This is a genomic window from Streptomyces musisoli (assembly GCF_016741855.1).
Classification (GTDB): domain Bacteria; phylum Actinomycetota; class Actinomycetes; order Streptomycetales; family Streptomycetaceae; genus Streptomyces; species Streptomyces musisoli.
Map to the genome: position 1 here is coordinate 490750 of NZ_JAERRH010000004.1, position 16581 is coordinate 507330.

The following is a 16581-nucleotide window of genomic DNA, read 5'->3' on the forward strand; positions in this document are numbered from 1 at the left end:
CGGCACGGGGCTGACCGCGAGGGTCGTCCATCGCACAGCGGCGCGCCATGGGGCTGACCGCGGGGGTCAGCGGTCCGCCGGTACCGCCACTCCCATCACCTCCCGGGCGTGGCGGTCCGGAGTCATGCGCAGCCGCCATGCCTGCCAGCCGGCCTCCAGCTGGACCCCCCGCTCCAGCAGCAGGGCGTAAGCCGAGACGTAGTCGTCCAGCTTCTCGTCCCGCAGCGGATGCGTGGCGCGGGCCAGCTGGGCCAGCTCCTCCTGGGCGACCGCCGTGCCCACCTCCACCCCGCCCGGCGCCGCGTACGGCAGCAGGGTGCAGCGCAGGAAGCGGGCCCAGTCCTCGCCGCGCCGGTCGCCGTAAGACGCGAACAGAGCGAGCGCCTCGTCGCACAGCGCCAGCGCCTGCTGGGTGCGGGCGTTGCCCGCGTCCACCACGGCCAGCTCCAGGCAGGTCCAGGCCTCGCCGTGGGCGACGCCGATGCGCTGGAAGTCGGCGCGCGCGTCCACCAGCAGCTGACGGGCGAACCCCGAGTTGAGCAGCGAGCCCGTCTGCGCGGCCCGCTGGTCCCGGGTCACCCGCGCCGAGTGGTGCCGGGCGCAGGCCAGGCCGTACACGTCCCGCATCCGGGAGAACATCGTCCGGGACCGCTCCAGGTCGCGTACCGCCTGGTCCAGCTCGCCGGTCTCCTCCAGCGCCTGCCCCAGGTAGTACAGCGTCCACGCCTCACCGCGCACGTCCTCGTTGTCCCGGTGCCGGGCGACCGCCTGCCGCAGGGCCTCCACGGCGGCGGAGGGCTCGCCGGCCACCAGCCGGGCCCGGGCCAGCTGGGTCAGCGCCCACGCCTCCCCACGGGCGTCGCGGGTCCGGCCGTACCGCTCCAGAGCGGCCCGCAGCTCCGTCTCCCCGCGCGGCACGTCCCCCAGCCGCAGCGCCAGCTGGCCCAGCTGGAAGTGCGCCCACGCCTCGCCGTGCACCGAGCCGCCCTCGCGGTGCAGGACCAGGGAGCGGGTGAGCAGGTCCTGCGCCTCCGCCAGCCGGGCCCGGTCCCGCTGGACCGCCGCCAGCGCGTGCATCGTCCACGCCCGGTCCGTCGCCAGCTCCGGCGCCGCCTGCATGTCCAGCGCCTCCTGGAGCCTGGCCGCCGCCTCCGTGAGGTTGCCCTGATGGTGCAGCGTGATCCCGAGCGAGCACAGGGCGCGGGCCGCCCCGGCGTCGTGATGGGCCTCCCGGTACAGGTCCACGACCGAGGTCAGCGTGGTGCGTGCCTTGTCCAGCTCGCCCAGCTGCCGGGCCGCGATACCGGTACGCCACTGCACCGAGCGCACCAGCAGCCCCTGGTCCACCGACTGCGCCAGCTCACTGATCTCACCGAGCCGGTACAGGTCGCCGCGCAGCAGGCAGTAGTCGCACAGCGCGCCGAGCAGGTTCAGCACCGGTGCCTGGTTCACGCCCTCCGCGTGCCGCAGGGCCGCCGTGATGAAGCTGGACTCGTCGTCCAGCCAGCGCAGCGCCTCGTCGAGCGAGGGGAAGCCGTGCGAGCCGAACTGGTTCGACCGCGTCGACATGTTCCCGTCCACCAGGCGCAGCACCGAGTCGGCGAGTTCCGCGTAGTTCACGATCAGCCGTTCCTGCGCCGCCGCGCGCTCGGCCGGGTCCTCCTCGTCCAGCAGCCGGGCGTGCGCGAAGGCCCGCACCAGGTCGTGCAGCCGGTAGCGGCTGCCGCGCACATGGTCGATCAGCCCGGCCCGGGAGAGCGCCACCAGATGCCGGGTGGCCTCCGCCTCGTCGGTGGCCAGCAGCGCGGCGGCCGCCGCCGCGCCCAGCGAGGCCCGGCCCGCCAGGGCGAGCCTCCTGAGCAGCCGGCGGGTGGGTTCCGGCTGGTCGGTGTAGCGCAGCCACAGGGCCCTCTCCACCGGTTCCACCGGGCCGTAGGCGCCCAGGTCCGTGGCCAGCTGCCGGGGTGAGCGCGGGCCGAGCGCCGATCCCGCGACCCGCAGCGCCAGCGGCAGCCCCCCGCACAACCGGCCCACCTGGTCGGCGGACTCGGCGTCGTACGGCCCCGAGGCGTCCTCGGCCGTCGCGGACAGCAGCTCCTCGGCGCCCGCCGCGTCCAGCGCCCGCACCGGCAGCTCATGCACCCAGGCCTGAAGGTCCGCGGGCAGGTCGAGGGGCGTCCGGCTGGTCACCAGCACCAGGCTGTCGGACCGCTCCGGCACCAGGGAGCGCACCTGCTCGGGGTCCGAGGCGTCGTCCAGCACGATCGTCACCGGCAGACCGGTCAGGTGCCGGTGGTACAGCTCGCTGAGCCGCTTGACCTGCTGGTCGGGGGAGGAGCGCTCCCGGAACAGCAGCTGTTCACGCGGTGCGCCCAGCCGGTTCAGCAGGTGCAGCAGGGCGTCCCGGGTGGCCAGCGGCGCCTCCTCGCGGCTGCCGCCGCGCAGGTCAACCACCACGGCGCCCCGGAAGTGGTCCCGCAGCTCGTGCGCCGCGCGCACGGCGAGCGTGGTCCGGCCGGAGCCGGGTTCGCCGTGCAGCACGACCACCGTCGGCCGGGTCTCGGTGGCCGCCCGGGCCGCCTGCGCCCACTGCCTGATCCGCCCCAGCTCCTCCCGGCGCCCCGCGAACGGGCCGTCGGCCTCCGGCAGATGGCCGAACGACTGCTCCAGCACCGAGCGCCTGCGGGCCGCCGCGCTCTTGTCCGTGCCGCGCAGCGCCGGGCCGGCGGTCTTCTTCGCGCCGGTGGAGGCGCTGATCACCCGCTGCTGGTCGAGGAACGGCCGGATGCCCCGCACCTCCAGCGCGGTGAGCCACTGCAACCGCAGCTGTTCCGCGCCGCCGGGCTGGCCGGCCGCGCCCGCGCGGTGGTGGGCGGCGGGCAGATGGGCACCGGCCACCTTCACCACGGTGGCGGCGGCGCCGACCACGGCCGCGGTGGCACCCGCGCCGACGGCCGGTCCGGCGCCCGTGCCGAGCGCGAGGTCGGCGACGGCGGCGGCGACGGCCGCAACGGCAGCCACCAGCAGGGCCGTTCCGGCGCCGGCGCGCGCGTACCGCTGTCCGAAGGTCAGCCGCCCGGCCTCCGCCTCGTCCAGGGCGCGGGCATAGGCCTCGTACTCCTCACCGGCCGCGCCGGCCATCGCGTCCAGCGCACCGCGCGCCCGCGACAGCAGCAGCCGGCCGTCGATCCGCCCGCCCGAACGCCGTACCTCCTCCTCCACGGCCCGCACCAGCAGCCGCTCGGCCTCCGCCCGATGGCCGTCCCGCATGTCCCGTCCCCCTCCGGCGGCAACTCCGTTGCCTACGAGTGTCCTTCGGGGGAGGCGGCAGCGCGAGGGGGTGACGATCGGTGGGGTGTGGGGGAAGTGTGGCGACTCGCCGAGGGTCCGGCGTCGGCGTGAGGGGACGGGCCGGAAGCCGCGGCCCCGGTGACCGTGCGAGTCGGTGTGAAGACCCGCCGGTGTGGCTGTCGTGATGCCCGCATCGACGGCACGGACGGCGGAAAGCCAAGACGGGGGAGCACATGTCCGCGGGCAACGGCGCGTTCAGAGGCACGCCGCCGGGACCACAGCCGCCACAGCAGCCACACCAGCCGCGCTGGGCCTGGTGGGTCGTCGGCATCGTGATCCCCCTGGCGAAAATCGAGGTCACCGTCTGGGCCTGACGTGCGCCGTGCGAGTACTGCGGCAGGATGGGCACATGGCGAACCGACTGGCCCATGAGACGTCCCCGTATCTGCTCCAGCACGCCGACAACCCCGTCGACTGGTGGCCGTGGTCGGCCGAGGCCTTCGACGAGGCGCGCAGGGCGGACAAACCCCTGCTGCTGAGCGTCGGGTACAGCAGCTGCCACTGGTGTCACGTCATGGCGCACGAGTCCTTCGAGGACCAGGACACCGCCGACTACCTCAACGAGCACTTCGTCAGCGTCAAGGTCGACCGCGAGGAGCGTCCGGACGTCGACGCCGTGTACATGGAGGCCGTCCAGGCGGCCACCGGGCAGGGCGGCTGGCCCATGACCGTGTTCCTCACCCCGGACGCGGAGCCCTTCTACTTCGGCACCTACTTCCCGCCCGCCCCGCGCCACGGGATGCCCTCCTTCCGCCAGATCCTGGAGGGCGTCCGGCAGGCCTGGAGCACCCGCCGTGACGAGGTCGGCGAGGTCGCCGGGAAGATCGTGCGCGACCTCGCCCAGCGGGAGATCGTCCGGCAGGCCGCCGAGGCGCCCGGCGAGCAGGAGCCGGCGCAGGCCCTCCTCGGGCTGACCCGCGAGTACGACCCGCAGCGCGGCGGATTCGGCGGCGCGCCCAAGTTCCCGCCGTCCATGGTGCTGGAGTTCCTGCTGCGGCACCACGCGCGCACCGGCGCCGAGGGCGCGTTGCAGATGGCCCAGGACACCTGTGAGCGGATGGCGCGGGGCGGTCTGTACGACCAGCTCGGTGGCGGGTTCGCCCGGTACTCCGTCGACCGCGACTGGGTCGTGCCGCACTTCGAGAAGATGCTCTACGACAACGCCCTGCTCTGCCGGGTGTACGCCCACCTGTGGCGGGCCACCGGCTCGGACCTCGCCCGGCGGGTCGCGCTGGAGACCGCCGACTTCATGGTCCGCGAACTGCGCACCGCCGAGGGCGGTTTCGCCTCCGCGCTGGACGCCGACAGCGACGACGGCACCGGACGGCACGTGGAGGGGGCGTACTACGTCTGGACGCCCGAACAGCTCCGCGAGGTCCTCGGCGACGACGCCGAACTCGCCGTCCAGTACTTCGGCGTGACGGACGAGGGCACCTTCGAGCACGGCCGGTCCGTCCTCCAGCTCCCGCAGACGGAAGGCGTGTTCGACGCCGAGAAGGTGGCCTCCGTCAAGAGCCGGCTGCTGGCGAAGCGGGCCGAGCGGCCCGCGCCCGGCCGGGACGACAAGGTGGTCGCCGCCTGGAACGGGCTCGCCGTCGCCGCGCTCGCCGAGACCGGCGCCTACTTCGGCCGGCCCGACCTGACCGAGGCCGCCCTCGGCGCCGCCGACCTGCTCGTCCGGGTCCACCTGGACGAACACGCCCGGCTGGCCCGCACCAGCAAGGACGGCCGGGTCGGCCCCAACGCGGGCGTCCTGGAGGACTACGCCGACGTCGCCGAGGGCTTCCTCGCGCTCGCCTCCGTGACCGGGGAGGGCGTCTGGCTCGACTTCGCGGGGCTGCTCCTCGACCATGTGCTCACCCGGTTCACCGACCCGGAGACCGGCGCCCTGTACGACACCGCCTCCGACGCCGAGCAGCTCATCCGCCGGCCCCAGGACCCCACCGACAACGCGGCTCCCTCCGGCTGGACCGCCGCGGCCGGCGCGCTGCTGAGCTACGCCGCCCACACCGGCTCCGAGGCGCACCGCACCGCGGCCGAGCGGGCGCTGGGGATCGTGAAGACGCTGGGGCCGCGGGTGCCCCGGTTCATCGGGTGGGGGCTGGCCGCCGCGGAGGCGCTGCTCGACGGGCCGAAGGAGGTCGCGGTCGTCGGACCGTCCCTCGCCGACGGGGCGACGGCCGCCCTGCACCGCACGGCCCTTCTCGGCACCGCCCCCGGCGCCGTCGTCGCGCTCGGCACACCGGGCAGCGACGAGTTCCCCCTTCTCGCCGACCGGACGCTCCTCGGCGGCGCGCCGGCCGCGTACGTCTGCCGTGACTTCACGTGCGACGCCCCGACCGCCGATCCGGAGCGGCTGCGTGCGGCGGTGAAGGCGCGCTGACCGGCGCGCATCCGGACAAGCGGAAGGCCGGGACTGTCCTCATTTGAGCAAGTGTTCGTAAAGATCCCGCTACTCATATCACCGATACGAAAAACGCTTTTTATCTGAACAGATTCCGCACTTCACGGTTTCCGCCTACTCTCTCCACAGCGCAGCAGCGGATGTGGCGAACCGTCACATCCGCAGGGGGGTTTCGGATCTGGGGGGATCTGTTTGCTGACGTCTGTCTTCATTGCTGCCGTTTCGCTGTGTCTGTTCTGGATGGCGGCCTTCACGCTGTGGTGGCAGATGCACGCGTGGCGCACGCCCGAGGTGCTCGCCTCCACCCGGTTCGGCAGGCCGGACGGCGCCGAACACCTGTCGTTCTCGCTGCTCCTGCCGGCCCGGCACGAGCAGGCCGTGCTCGACCACACCATCCAGCGGCTGCTGGAGTCCACACACACCGACTTCGAGATCATCGTGATCGTGGGGCACGACGACCCCGAGACCACGGCCGTGGCCGAGGAGGCCGCGGGCCGGGACCCGCGGGTGCGGGTGGTCGTCGACACCCACGAGAAGAAGAACAAGCCCAAGGCCATGAACACGGCGCTGCCGCACTGCCGCGGTGACGTCGTCGGGGTCTTCGACGCCGAGGACCAGGTCCATCCGGAGCTGCTCGCCCACGTCGACCACGCATTCCGGACGACCGGGGCGGACGTCGTCCAGGGCGGCGTGCAGCTCATCAACTTCCACTCCAGCTGGTACAGCCTGCGCAACTGCCTGGAGTACTTCTTCTGGTTCCGCTCCCGGCTGCACCTGCACGCGCAGAAGGGGTTCATCCCGCTCGGCGGCAACACCGTCTTCGTCCGCACGGACGTGCTGCGCGAGGCGGACGGATGGGACCCCGACTGCCTCGCCGAGGACTGCGACCTGGGCGTCCGGCTGTCCAGCGTCGGCAAGAAGGTCGTCGTCGCCTACGACTCCGACATGGTCACCCGCGAGGAGACCCCGGGCTCGCTGATGTCGCTGCTGAAGCAGCGCACCCGCTGGAACCAGGGATTCCTCCAGGTCTACCGGAAGAAGGACTGGCGGCAACTCCCGGGATTCGGCCAGCGGCTGCTCGCCCGGTACACGCTGATGACGCCGTTCCTCCAGGCGTTCTCCGGGGTGATCATCCCGTTGAACGCGGCCGTCGCGCTCTTCCTCGACGTGCCCGTCGGGATCGCCTTCCTCACCTTCCTGCCGCTGGTCACCGCCGCCGTCACCTTCGTGTTCGAGGTGGTCGGACTGCACGACTTCGGCCGGCAGTACGGCCTGCGGGTCCGCCTCGTCCACTACGTCAAGCTCATCGTGGGCGGCCCCTTCTACCAGGTACTCCTCGCGGGGGCCGCGATCCGTGCCGTGTGGCGCGAGCAGCGCGGCCGCAACGACTGGGAGCTGACCAGCCACGTCGGCGCGCACCTCACCGCGGCCGAGCCGATCCGAGAGGACGTCCCCGCGTGACCTCGACTCTCCCCGCGGTGACCGGAGCCACGGTCCCCGCGCAGCGCCGGCCTGCGCCCACGTCCCCTTCGTCCGGCCGGACGGAGCCTCCGGCAAGGCTCCGCTCCTCCCGCCCCGACCTGCTGCTCTGCGGTGTCCTGCTCGCGGCGATCCTGGTCGTCCAGGGCTGGAACATCGCCGCCTACCCGACCCTCAGCGACGACGAGGGCACCTACCTGGCCCAGGCCTGGGCCGTCCAGGAGGGCCGGGGCCTCGCCCACTACACCTACTGGTACGACCACCCGCCGCTCGGCTGGATCCAGATAGCCCTGCTCACCTGGATCCCCTCGGCGCTCAGCCCCGACTCCATGACCGTCGGCGCCATGCGGATCACCATGCTGGTGATCAGCGGGATCAGCGCGGTGCTCGTCTACGTCCTCGGCCGCCGGCTCTCCCTGCCCCGCTGGGCGGCCGGACTCGGCATGGCCCTCTTCGGGCTCTCCCCGCTCGCGGTCGTGCTCAGCCGGGAGATCTTCCTCGACAACATCGCCGTGATGTGGCTGCTGCTGGCCTTCTGCCTCGCCGCCTCGCCCAGCCGCCACCTCTGGCACCACTTCGGCGCGGGCCTCGCCGCCGCCGCGGGCGTCCTCACCAAGGAGACGATGCTCGTCGTCCTGCCCGCCCTGTTCGTCACCATGTGGCGGCACAGCCACCGCGACACCCGCAAGTTCGCGCTCACCGGGGCCGTCACCGCCTGCGCCCTGATCGGCCTCTCCTACCCGCTCTTCGCCCTGCTGAAGGGCGAGCTGTTCCCGGGCAGCGGGCACGTCTCGCTGCTGGAGGGCGTCAACTACCAGATGTCCCGGCCCGGTTCGGGATTCGTCCTGGACCCGGACTCCGGCTCCCACGGGGTGCTGCACTCCTGGCTGTACTACGACCGCGTCCTGCCCCTCGGCGGACTCGCCGGAGCCCTCCTGCTGATCCTCACCTGGCGCTGGTCGGTCACCGCCCGCGCCTTCGCGGGACCGGCCCTGGCGGTGGCGGTCCTCGCCGCCGTGGCGATGCGCCCCGACGGCTACCTGCCCGCCATGTACGTCATCGGCGCACTGCCCTTCCTCGCCCTGGTGCTGGCCGGCGGCACGGCCTCCGTGGCCCACGCGGTGCTGCGCCGGTGGCGGGCCGAGGGCGAGAAACGGGCCGTCTCGGCCGCCCGGTACGCGCTGGCCGCCGTCCTCGCGCTCGCCGCGGGCGCCTACGTCGTGCCGCACTGGTACGACGGCAACCGCACCGCCCTCACCGCCGACGCCAACAAGCCCTACCGGCAGGCATCCCACTGGCTCGCCGGCCGGGTCGACGACCCGGGGCACACCCGGGTCCTCGTCGACGACGCCCTGTGGCTCGACCTCGTGCACGCCGGGTACCGGCCCGGTCTCGGCGCCATCTGGTTCTACAAGGCCGACCTGGACCCGGCCGTCACCAGGACCATGCCGCACGGCTGGCGGGACCTCGACTACGTCGTCGCCTCGCCGACCGTCCGCCGGGACGCCAAGGACCTGCCGAACGTCCGGGCCGCCATCGAGCACTCCACGCCGGTCGCCACCTTCGGCACCGGGGACGACCGCATCGAGATCCGGCGGATCGGGGCGGCGACCGCGGGCGGCGCCCGATGACGAACCACGAGTACACCGCCCCGGTCCCCGGCCTCGACGCCGTCGAGGTCCCGGAGCCCGGGGCCGTCACCGTCGTCGTGGCGAGCCCCGGCGAGCCGGGGAACGTGCGGCGGCTGCTGCGCCTGATCACCGAGTCGGTGCCCGGCCGGCTGCCCTGCGAGGTCGTCTTCGTGGACGACTTTGCCGACGACACCGCCGAGGTGATCCGCGAGGCCGCTCAGGACTGCCCGTTCCCGGTGACCGTCCTGCACCGCGAGGATCCCGCCGGCGGGCCCGGCGGGGCCGTGGCCGAGGGGCTGAGGGCGGCCTGCTCCGAGTGGATCGTCGTCATGGACGGCGACTGCCGGCATCCCCCGTCCCTGGTCCCGGAGCTGGTCGCCACCGGTGAGCACGCCGGCGCGGAACTCGTCGTCGCCTCCCGGTACGCCGAGGGCGGCCACCGGGGCGGGCTCGCCGACGGCCGCCGGGTGGCCGTGTCGCGCGGCGCGGCCCGGCTCACCAAGGCCCTGTTCCCGCGCCGGCTGCACGGCATCAGCGACCCGATGAGCGGATTCTTCGCCGTCCGCCGCAGCGCGGTCACCCCGGACCTCCTCGGGCCCCTCGGCTGCGAGGCCCTGCTCGAACTGGCCGTCCACCGTCCCCGCCGGGTCACGGAGGTGCCGTTCGTCCCCCAGGACCGGTCCGCGGGCGAGTCCGGGCCCACGGTCCGGGAGGGCCTCCGCCTCCTGCGCCGCCTCGCCGGTCTGCGCACCCGCACGCCCCTGGCCCGGCTGATCGGCTTCGGGCTGATCGGCGCAAGCGGATTCGTGCCCAACCTGCTGGGCCTGTACGTCCTCGACGCCCTCGGCCTGCACTACGTGCCCGCCGAGATCCTCGCCAACCAGCTCGGCGTCGCCTGGAACTTCCTGCTCATCGAGCAGCTGCTGTTCCGGGACCGCCGCGCGCACCGCCGCGGCCGGGACCGGCTCGGCCGGTTCGCCCTGCTCGCCAACGCCGACCTCGTGCTGCGCATCCCGCTCATCGCGCTGCTCGTGCACCGGTTCGGCATGGGCGCCCTGCCGGCCACCGCGCTCGCGCTGGTGCTGACGTTCGTCCTGCGCTTCGTCGGCACCGAAGCGCTGGTCTATCTCCCGCGCCGCCGACCCGGGAACCGTACGACCGCAAGGAGAGCCGTGTGAGCAGATACCGCAGACGGACCGCACTGGCCGGGGTGGGCGCCCTCACCGCCGGTCTGCTTCTCACCTCGCCGCAGAGCGCCGAGGCCGCCAACCTGGTCAAGAACCCCGGCTTCGAGACGGCCGGCACCGGCGACATGCCGTACTGCTGGGAGAAGTCGGGCTGGGGCGACAACGACTTCCGCTACGAGACCACCTCCGACGCCCACTCCGGCGGCAAGGCGATGAAGGTCACGCTGACCCGCCGGGCCGGCGGTGACCGCAAGGCGCTGATCACCGAGTCCGCCGACTGCGCGCCGGTGGTGTCCGCCGGCAGGCAGTACGACCTCGGGCTCTGGTACAAGACCACGACACCCGACGCCAACATCACCCTGTTCCGGCACGACACCACGGCCGGCTGGCAGTACTGGACCGACCTGAAGACCCTGGAGATGGCCTCCGGCTGGACGCAGGCCGCGGTCCGCACCCCCGAGGTCCCGGCCGGCACCGACCGGATCACCTGGGGCGTCTCCGTCTACGGCACCGGCTCGGCGACCACCGACGACTACACCATGGAGCAGGTCGCGGACCCGGTGCCGCCCGCCCGCTGCACGGGCACCGACGACCAGTGCGCGAACGGCAGCTGGTCCGTGCTGGCGACGCGGAACCCGGTCCGCTCCATGCACTCCGTCGTCCTCAGCAACGGCAAGGTGCTGCTCATCGCCGGATCCGGCAACAGCGAGGAGCAGTTCACCGCCGGCACCTTCACCTCCGCGGTGTACGACCCGGCCAACGGCACCTACCGGGTCGTTCCCACGCCGAAGGACATGTTCTGCGCGGGCCATGTCCAGCTCCAGGACGGCCGGGTGCTCGTCATGAGCGGCAACAAGGCCTACCCGGTCGCGGGCGGCCACGGCTACGAGGGGTTCAAGGACTCGTACATCTTCGACCCGAAGACGGAGAGCTACAGCAAGACCAACGACATGAACGACGGCCACTGGTACCCGTCGGCGACCGAACTCGGCAACGGTGACGTCATCTCCTTCGGCGGGCTCCGCGAGGACTCCACCGGGTCGGTGACCGCCGAGCGCTGGTCGGACAAGGACCAGCAGTGGCAGCCGCTGTGGAAGGTCAACCAGACCTGGTCGTACTGGGGCCTGTACCCGGCGATGATCCTCATGCAGGACGGACGCCTCTTCTACACGGGCAGCCACGTCTTCGGCAACAACATCCCCGGCACCGGCTCGGCGGTCTACGACTACGACGCCAACACCATCACGCAGATCCCCGGCCTCCGGAAGAAGGACGAGCGCGACCAGTCGGCGTCCGTGCTGCTCCCGCCGGCACAGGACCAGAAGGTGCTCACCCTCGGCGGCGGCAACATCGACTCCAACCCCGACGCCAACCGGCTCACCGACCTGATCGACCTCAAGCAGCCGAACCCGTCGTACACCGCCGGGCCGCCGATCCCGCAGGGCACGGTCGACCTCGGGGCCGGCAAGGTCGCCGAGACCGGCGACCAGGGCAAGATGTACGTCTCCGCCGTACTGCTGCCCGACGGCAAGGTGCTGGAGACCGGCGGCGGCCTGCACAACCGGGCCGACCCGGTCCACGAGTCCTCGATCTACGACCCCGCGACGAACACCTTCGACCCGGTGGCCGCCGACCCCGAGTCCCGCGGCTACCACTCCTCGGCGTTCCTGCTCCCCGACGGCCGCGTGATGGCCACCGGTGACAACCCGGGCAACGGCACCTGGAACCACGACGTGTCCATCTACACCCCGCCCTACCTCTACAAGGGCACCCGGCCGGCGATCACCTCGGTGATCGACCAGGAGTGGAAGTACGGCGACACGCAGCGGATCACCGTCGACCGGCCCGTCGCCAAGGCGGAACTCATCCGCCCGGCCGCGGTGACCCACTCCTCCGACCCGAACCAGCGCTTCGTCGACCTGCCGCTGTCGGTGGACGGCAACAACGTCGACCTCAACGTGACGAACAACCCCGACCTGGCCCCGCCCGGCTGGTACATGCTCTTCGCGGTCGACGCGAACGGGGTGCCGTCGGTGGCCAAGTGGGTGCATCTGACGGGGCCGACGGCCCTGAGCGCCTCCGCCGCCTCCCCGCACGTCCACTCCTTCGCGGACTCGCTGACCGGCAAGGTCACCGGCCCCGGCCAGAGGCGGACCTCGCAGAAGGTCGGCACGGCCGTCTCCGGCTGCGACCGTCACTACGGCTCGGTCAACGTGTGCGTGCCGACGGTCTTCCCGCCGAAGGTGAAGAAGACCGCGGCGGCCCGCTGCGCCTGGCTGAAGCAGAACCAGTACGGCCGGCTGAAGGTCAACGGCGGGGACGACCCACTGGGCCTCGACCGGAACCGGGACCGGGTCGCCTGCGGGAAGGCCGACCTGCGTTAGGCCCTCAGGGCCGCTTTGCCAGGGCGCGTGCCACGATCGCCTCCAGCTGGTCGTGGTGCGCGCCCTTCCAGTACGCCCGCCCGCAGGCCGTGCACTGCGCGAAGACGTCGTAGGACCGCTGGGTGCCGCCCTTGAGCTGGTCGGCGACCTCCTCCTTGGCGGCCTCCCGCAGCAGGCCGTTGCAGGCGGTGCAGCGGGTCCAGGGGCGCAGGTCGGGGGCGAAGCGGTCCAGCACGTCCTGGAGCTGGTCCTCGGGGCGGGTGCTGTAGACGAACGCGCCGGCCCACAGTTCCCGGCGGCGCAGCAGGCCCCGGTCGCGGCTGAGCATCACCCGCTTCTCGGCCGCGGAACGGGCGGCGAGGGCCGGATCGCCGATGTCCGTCGACTCGTACGCCGTGTCCACGCCGAGCAGCCGCAGCCGGCGGGCCAGCGTGCCGAGGTGGACGTCGAGGAGGAAGCGCAGCGGGGCGCCGGGGACCTGCTGGGGGCGCTCCACGGCCCGGACCGAGACGTGCTCGCCCGCGCTCGGGATGTGCGAGACGGGCACCTCGCGGCCGTCCACGACCAGCGCGCCGACCTCGGTCAGCGGCACCCCGAGGGACTCGATCACATGGCCGAGCGTCGATACGCCGTCCGTGGCCAGCGCCGTGGCACCGCCGCGTCGGGCGGCCGGTACGAACAGGTGGAGGGCGGGGGCGACTTCGACGTGGATCTCGGGTCCGTTCACCCCGTCAGGATGTCACGGACGGTGCCGTGGTCCTGAGGGGTTTTCGGGGCCGAGGCCGTGCTCCATGACGTCCAGGGCCCGTTCCATGAGGTCCCGCAGCTCGCCCTCGAAGCCGTTCTCCGCCCAGTACATGGAGACCTCCATCATGCCGCCGATGAGGGCCATGGCGCTGACGCGCACCTCCAGGCTCTCCGGGTCGCGGCCGGTGCGCTCCGCGAGGGCCTCGCGCAGCAGGCGGCCCGTCTCCGTCATGCTCTCGAAGTAGCGGGAGCGGATGGCGGGCACCTGGACCCCGAGGTGGGCCCGGAGCCGGAGCACCTCGGGATCCTCCCGGTCGCTCAGGTCGAGGGTCCTGCGCATCACGTGCCGGACGGAGTCCATCCACGGCTCGTCCTCGGGCCGGGCGCGCAGTTCCGCCAGCATCACGGGGTCGTACTCGTCCGTGAGGACGATGTCCTCCTTGGTCGGGAAGTAGCGGAAGACGGTCGACGGCGACACCTCGGCCCGCTCGGCGATCTGCTCGATCGTCGTGGCGTCGTACCCCTGCTCCTTGACCAGTGCGTAGGTCGCGGCGCGGATCGCCTCACGGGTCTTGATCTTCTTCCGCTCCCGCAGTCCGAGCCGGGGGCGGTCGGCGGGGGAGTAGGGGGACTGTGCGGCCGTCATGCGGGTCATTGTCCGGCATCGGTCCCCGACGTGACCATCTGCGGGCTCTCCCCCGGTTCGCCCGCCGCGGCGGACGCCGTGCCCGGCAGGAACGCGGCGGCCAGCAGGGCCGAGACGAGGGCGGCCGCTCCGCACACCAGCAGGACCAGGCTCATGCCGTGCACGTACGAGCCGTCCGCGGAGGCCGCCAGGGGGGCCGAGCCCGCCTGCCGGGCCACGAGGTGCGCGGCGACGACGGAGTCCCGGGCGGTGTCCGCCAGAGCGGCGGGCAGCCCGGTCACGTCCAGCCGGTCGCGGAAGGCGCCGGACAGCAGGCTGCCGAGCAGGGCGATACCGATCGCGCCGCCGACCTGGCGCAGCGTCATGAGCAGCCCCGATCCGCTGCCCGCGCGGTCCCTCGGCAGGGTGGCGAGCGCCCCCGTCATGGCCGGGACCAGCGCGAAGCCGAAGCCGATGCCGGCGACGGAGAGCCACAGCGCGGTGAAGCCGTAGCCCGACCCGGCCGTCGTACGGCTGCCGAGGAACGCGGCGAACGCCAGCGCCACCAGGCCCGCGCTGATCGTGGCGCGCGCACCGAACCGCTGGACGGCGAGCGGCGCCCCGCGCGTGGCGACCATCAGACCGCCGATCATCGGCAGCAGCCGGACGCCGGTGCCGAGGGCGTCGTTGCCGAGCACGGCCTGGAGGTACTGCGGCAGCACGAACAGCAGGCCGGACAGGACGAACATCACCAGGGTCGCGGCGACGGTGTTGAGCAGGAAGCCGCGGTGGGCGAGCAGCGTCATGTCGAGCATGGGACGCTCCATCCGGCGCTCGCGCAGCACCAGCAGGAAGATCAGGGCCGCGGCCCCGGCGAGCAGGGCGAGCACCAGAGGGTCGCTCCAGCCGCGCTCGGGGGCCTCGATGATCGCGTAGACGAGGGCACCGAGGCCGGCCGCGGTGCAGACCGTGGAGACGGTGTCGACCCTGGGGGAGGCCGGGTCCTTGGTCTCGGGGAGCAGGAAGACGCAGGCCGCGATGCCGATCGCCGCCATGGGCACGTTGACCAGGAAGACCGAACCCCACCAGAAGTGGTTGAGCAGCCAGCCGCCGATGATCGGGCCGAGCGGGAGGCCGAGCGCCGAGACGGTCGTGATGATGCTGACGGCCCTGGTGCGCTCGTCCGGGCCGAACAGCGAGGGCAGCACGGACAGGGCGAGCGGGGTGATCAGTGCGGCGCCGACGCCCATGACGGCGCGGGCGGCGATGACCGCGTCCACATCCCCGGCCACGGCACCCACAACCGAGCCCGCGAGGAAGATCCCTAGCCCGGCGATCAGCATCAGCCGCCGTCCGAACCGGTCGCCTAACAGGCCCGCCGGGAGCATCAGGGCCGCGAACACGACGATGTACGCGTCCGCCATCCACTGCTGCTGACCGGTGGTCGCGCCCAGCTGCTCGGTCATCGTCGGCAGGGCCACGTTGAGGATCGTCGTGTCGAAGCCGAGCGCGAGCATGCTCGCGACCAGGGCCCCGAGGGCCCACCAGCGGCGGGAGTGGGCGCGCCGCGTCTCATCGTCCGGAGTGATAGTCACCATGAAATGAGAGTAACTATCAAAACAGGGTCTGTGTCAACAGAGATGTGATGTCAGGTCGTTCGGTGAGGTGCCCGACCACGCAAAAGCGGCCACGACTCGTACGAGTCGTGGCCGCGAGGGGGCGGACGTGCGGGGCTACGCGTGCTGGTACGCCACCAGCGAGATGCCGACGTAGTGGACGACGAAGGCGGCGAGGGTGAAGGAGTGGAAGACCTCGTGGAAGCCGAACCAGCGCGGTGACGGGTTCGGGCGCTTGATGCCGTAGACCACGCCGCCGGCGCTGTAGAGCAGGCCGCCGACGACCACCAGGACCAGGACGGCGATGCCGCCGGTGCGCAGGAAGTCGGGCAGGAAGAAGACGGCCGCCCAGCCCATCGCGATGTAGCAGGGCGTGTAGAGCCAGCGCGGGGCGCCGACCCAGAAGACGCGGAAGACGATGCCGGCCGCGGCGGCGGCCCAGATGCCCCACAGCAGCCACTGGCCCTTCCCGCCGGGCAGGAGCAGCAGGGTCAGCGGCGTGTAGGTGCCCGCGATGATCAGGAAGATGTTGGCGTGATCCAGTCGGCGCAGGACGCCGTCCATCCGGGGGCTCCAGTTGCCCCGGTGGTACAGCGCGCTGACGCCGAAGAGGAGGCAGGCCGTCAGGACGTAGATACCGCAGGCGATGCGGCCTCTGGTCGAGTCGGCGAGCGCGGTGAGCACGAGGCCCGCGATGAGTACGGCCGGGAACATGCCAAGGTGCAGCCAGCCCCGGAGCCTGGGCTTGACCGGATGCGGCAAGGAGAGCGCGACGGGACCGCGGCCGGCGGCCGGCGGGTCCAGGGGCGCGTCGGATGCGGACGCAGTCATGCGCCGCATCGTACCTACGGAACCGTAAGTCACGGATCAGTCCCGCTGCGAAGCGCCCCCCGAGTGGCCATCGTCTCACGCCTCATCCGCGGTCCGACCGCAAAAAGTCCTTCAGGCGAACTCAACGTGCACGTAAAGGGACATAGGAGTACCCAGGAAAGATGCGAAAACCGTGGCCTTCCTCACGTCGCTCACCTGTGAAGCCCTCTGGACATATGGGCACACACGACGGATGATCAAATGAGTGCGGTCGACACCGGATGAGCGCCCACAGTCGAAATGACTGCGAAGCATCCGGGTCGCAGCCCCCACGGGGCCCCAAGGAA

General features: G+C 72.4%; 10 protein-coding genes. 5 read left to right on the forward strand and 5 right to left on the reverse strand.

Features of this window, described 5'->3' with window-relative positions; all coding sequences use genetic code 11:
- Nucleotides 1-66 precede the first annotated feature (66 nt).
- Nucleotides 67-3270, reverse strand: coding sequence for a tetratricopeptide repeat protein (locus JK361_RS14855; protein ID WP_201817318.1), 3204 nt, complete (start codon nt 3268-3270; stop codon nt 67-69).
- 430 nt (nt 3271-3700) lie between these two features.
- On the opposite strand from JK361_RS14855, the gene JK361_RS14860 reads away from it, so the two are divergent.
- The 5 genes from JK361_RS14860 (at nt 3701) to JK361_RS14880 (ending at nt 12436) form a co-directional block, all read left to right on the forward strand.
- Nucleotides 3701-5734, forward strand: a complete 2034-nt coding sequence (locus tag JK361_RS14860; RefSeq protein ID WP_201817319.1) for a thioredoxin domain-containing protein — start codon at nt 3701-3703, stop codon at nt 5732-5734.
- A gap of 213 nt (nt 5735-5947) precedes the next feature.
- The gene (locus JK361_RS14865) at nt 5948-7216 is read left to right on the forward strand and encodes a glycosyltransferase (RefSeq protein WP_201817330.1); all 1269 of its coding nucleotides are present in this window, start codon (nt 5948-5950) and stop codon (nt 7214-7216) included.
- Nucleotides 7213-8865 (forward strand): ArnT family glycosyltransferase, encoded by a 1653-nt coding sequence (locus JK361_RS14870; protein ID WP_201817333.1) that lies wholly within the window; start codon nt 7213-7215, stop codon nt 8863-8865. Before JK361_RS14865 ends, JK361_RS14870 begins: the two co-directional genes overlap by 4 nt.
- Nucleotides 8862-10043 carry a glycosyltransferase gene (locus JK361_RS14875; RefSeq protein WP_201817337.1) on the forward strand — a complete coding sequence of 394 codons (1182 nt, stop codon included), beginning with the start codon at nt 8862-8864 and terminating at the stop codon, nt 10041-10043. The genes JK361_RS14870 and JK361_RS14875 overlap by 4 nt, the downstream gene beginning before the upstream one ends.
- Complete coding sequence (locus tag JK361_RS14880) at nt 10040-12436, forward strand: galactose oxidase early set domain-containing protein (RefSeq protein WP_201817340.1); 2397 nt, start codon at nt 10040-10042, stop codon at nt 12434-12436. The genes JK361_RS14875 and JK361_RS14880 overlap by 4 nt, the downstream gene beginning before the upstream one ends.
- A 4-nt stretch (nt 12437-12440) precedes the next feature.
- Here the strand turns inward: JK361_RS14880 and JK361_RS14885 are convergent, their stop codons facing one another.
- The 4 genes from JK361_RS14885 to trhA form a co-directional block, all read right to left on the reverse strand.
- Nucleotides 12441-13163, reverse strand: a complete 723-nt coding sequence (locus tag JK361_RS14885; RefSeq protein WP_201817341.1) for a Mut7-C RNAse domain-containing protein — start codon at nt 13161-13163, stop codon at nt 12441-12443.
- Nucleotides 13164-13175: 12 nt separating this feature from the next.
- Nucleotides 13176-13829 (reverse strand): TetR/AcrR family transcriptional regulator, encoded by a 654-nt coding sequence (locus JK361_RS14890; RefSeq protein ID WP_443732163.1) that lies wholly within the window; start codon nt 13827-13829, stop codon nt 13176-13178.
- Between the two features lie 5 nt (nt 13830-13834).
- The gene (locus tag JK361_RS14895; RefSeq protein WP_201817345.1) at nt 13835-15406 is read right to left on the reverse strand and encodes an MFS transporter; all 1572 of its coding nucleotides are present in this window, start codon (nt 15404-15406) and stop codon (nt 13835-13837) included.
- A 135-nt stretch (nt 15407-15541) separates the two neighbouring features.
- Nucleotides 15542-16255, reverse strand: coding sequence for a PAQR family membrane homeostasis protein TrhA (trhA, locus tag JK361_RS14900; RefSeq protein ID WP_201817353.1), 714 nt, complete (start codon nt 16253-16255; stop codon nt 15542-15544).
- Nucleotides 16256-16581 lie beyond the last annotated feature (326 nt).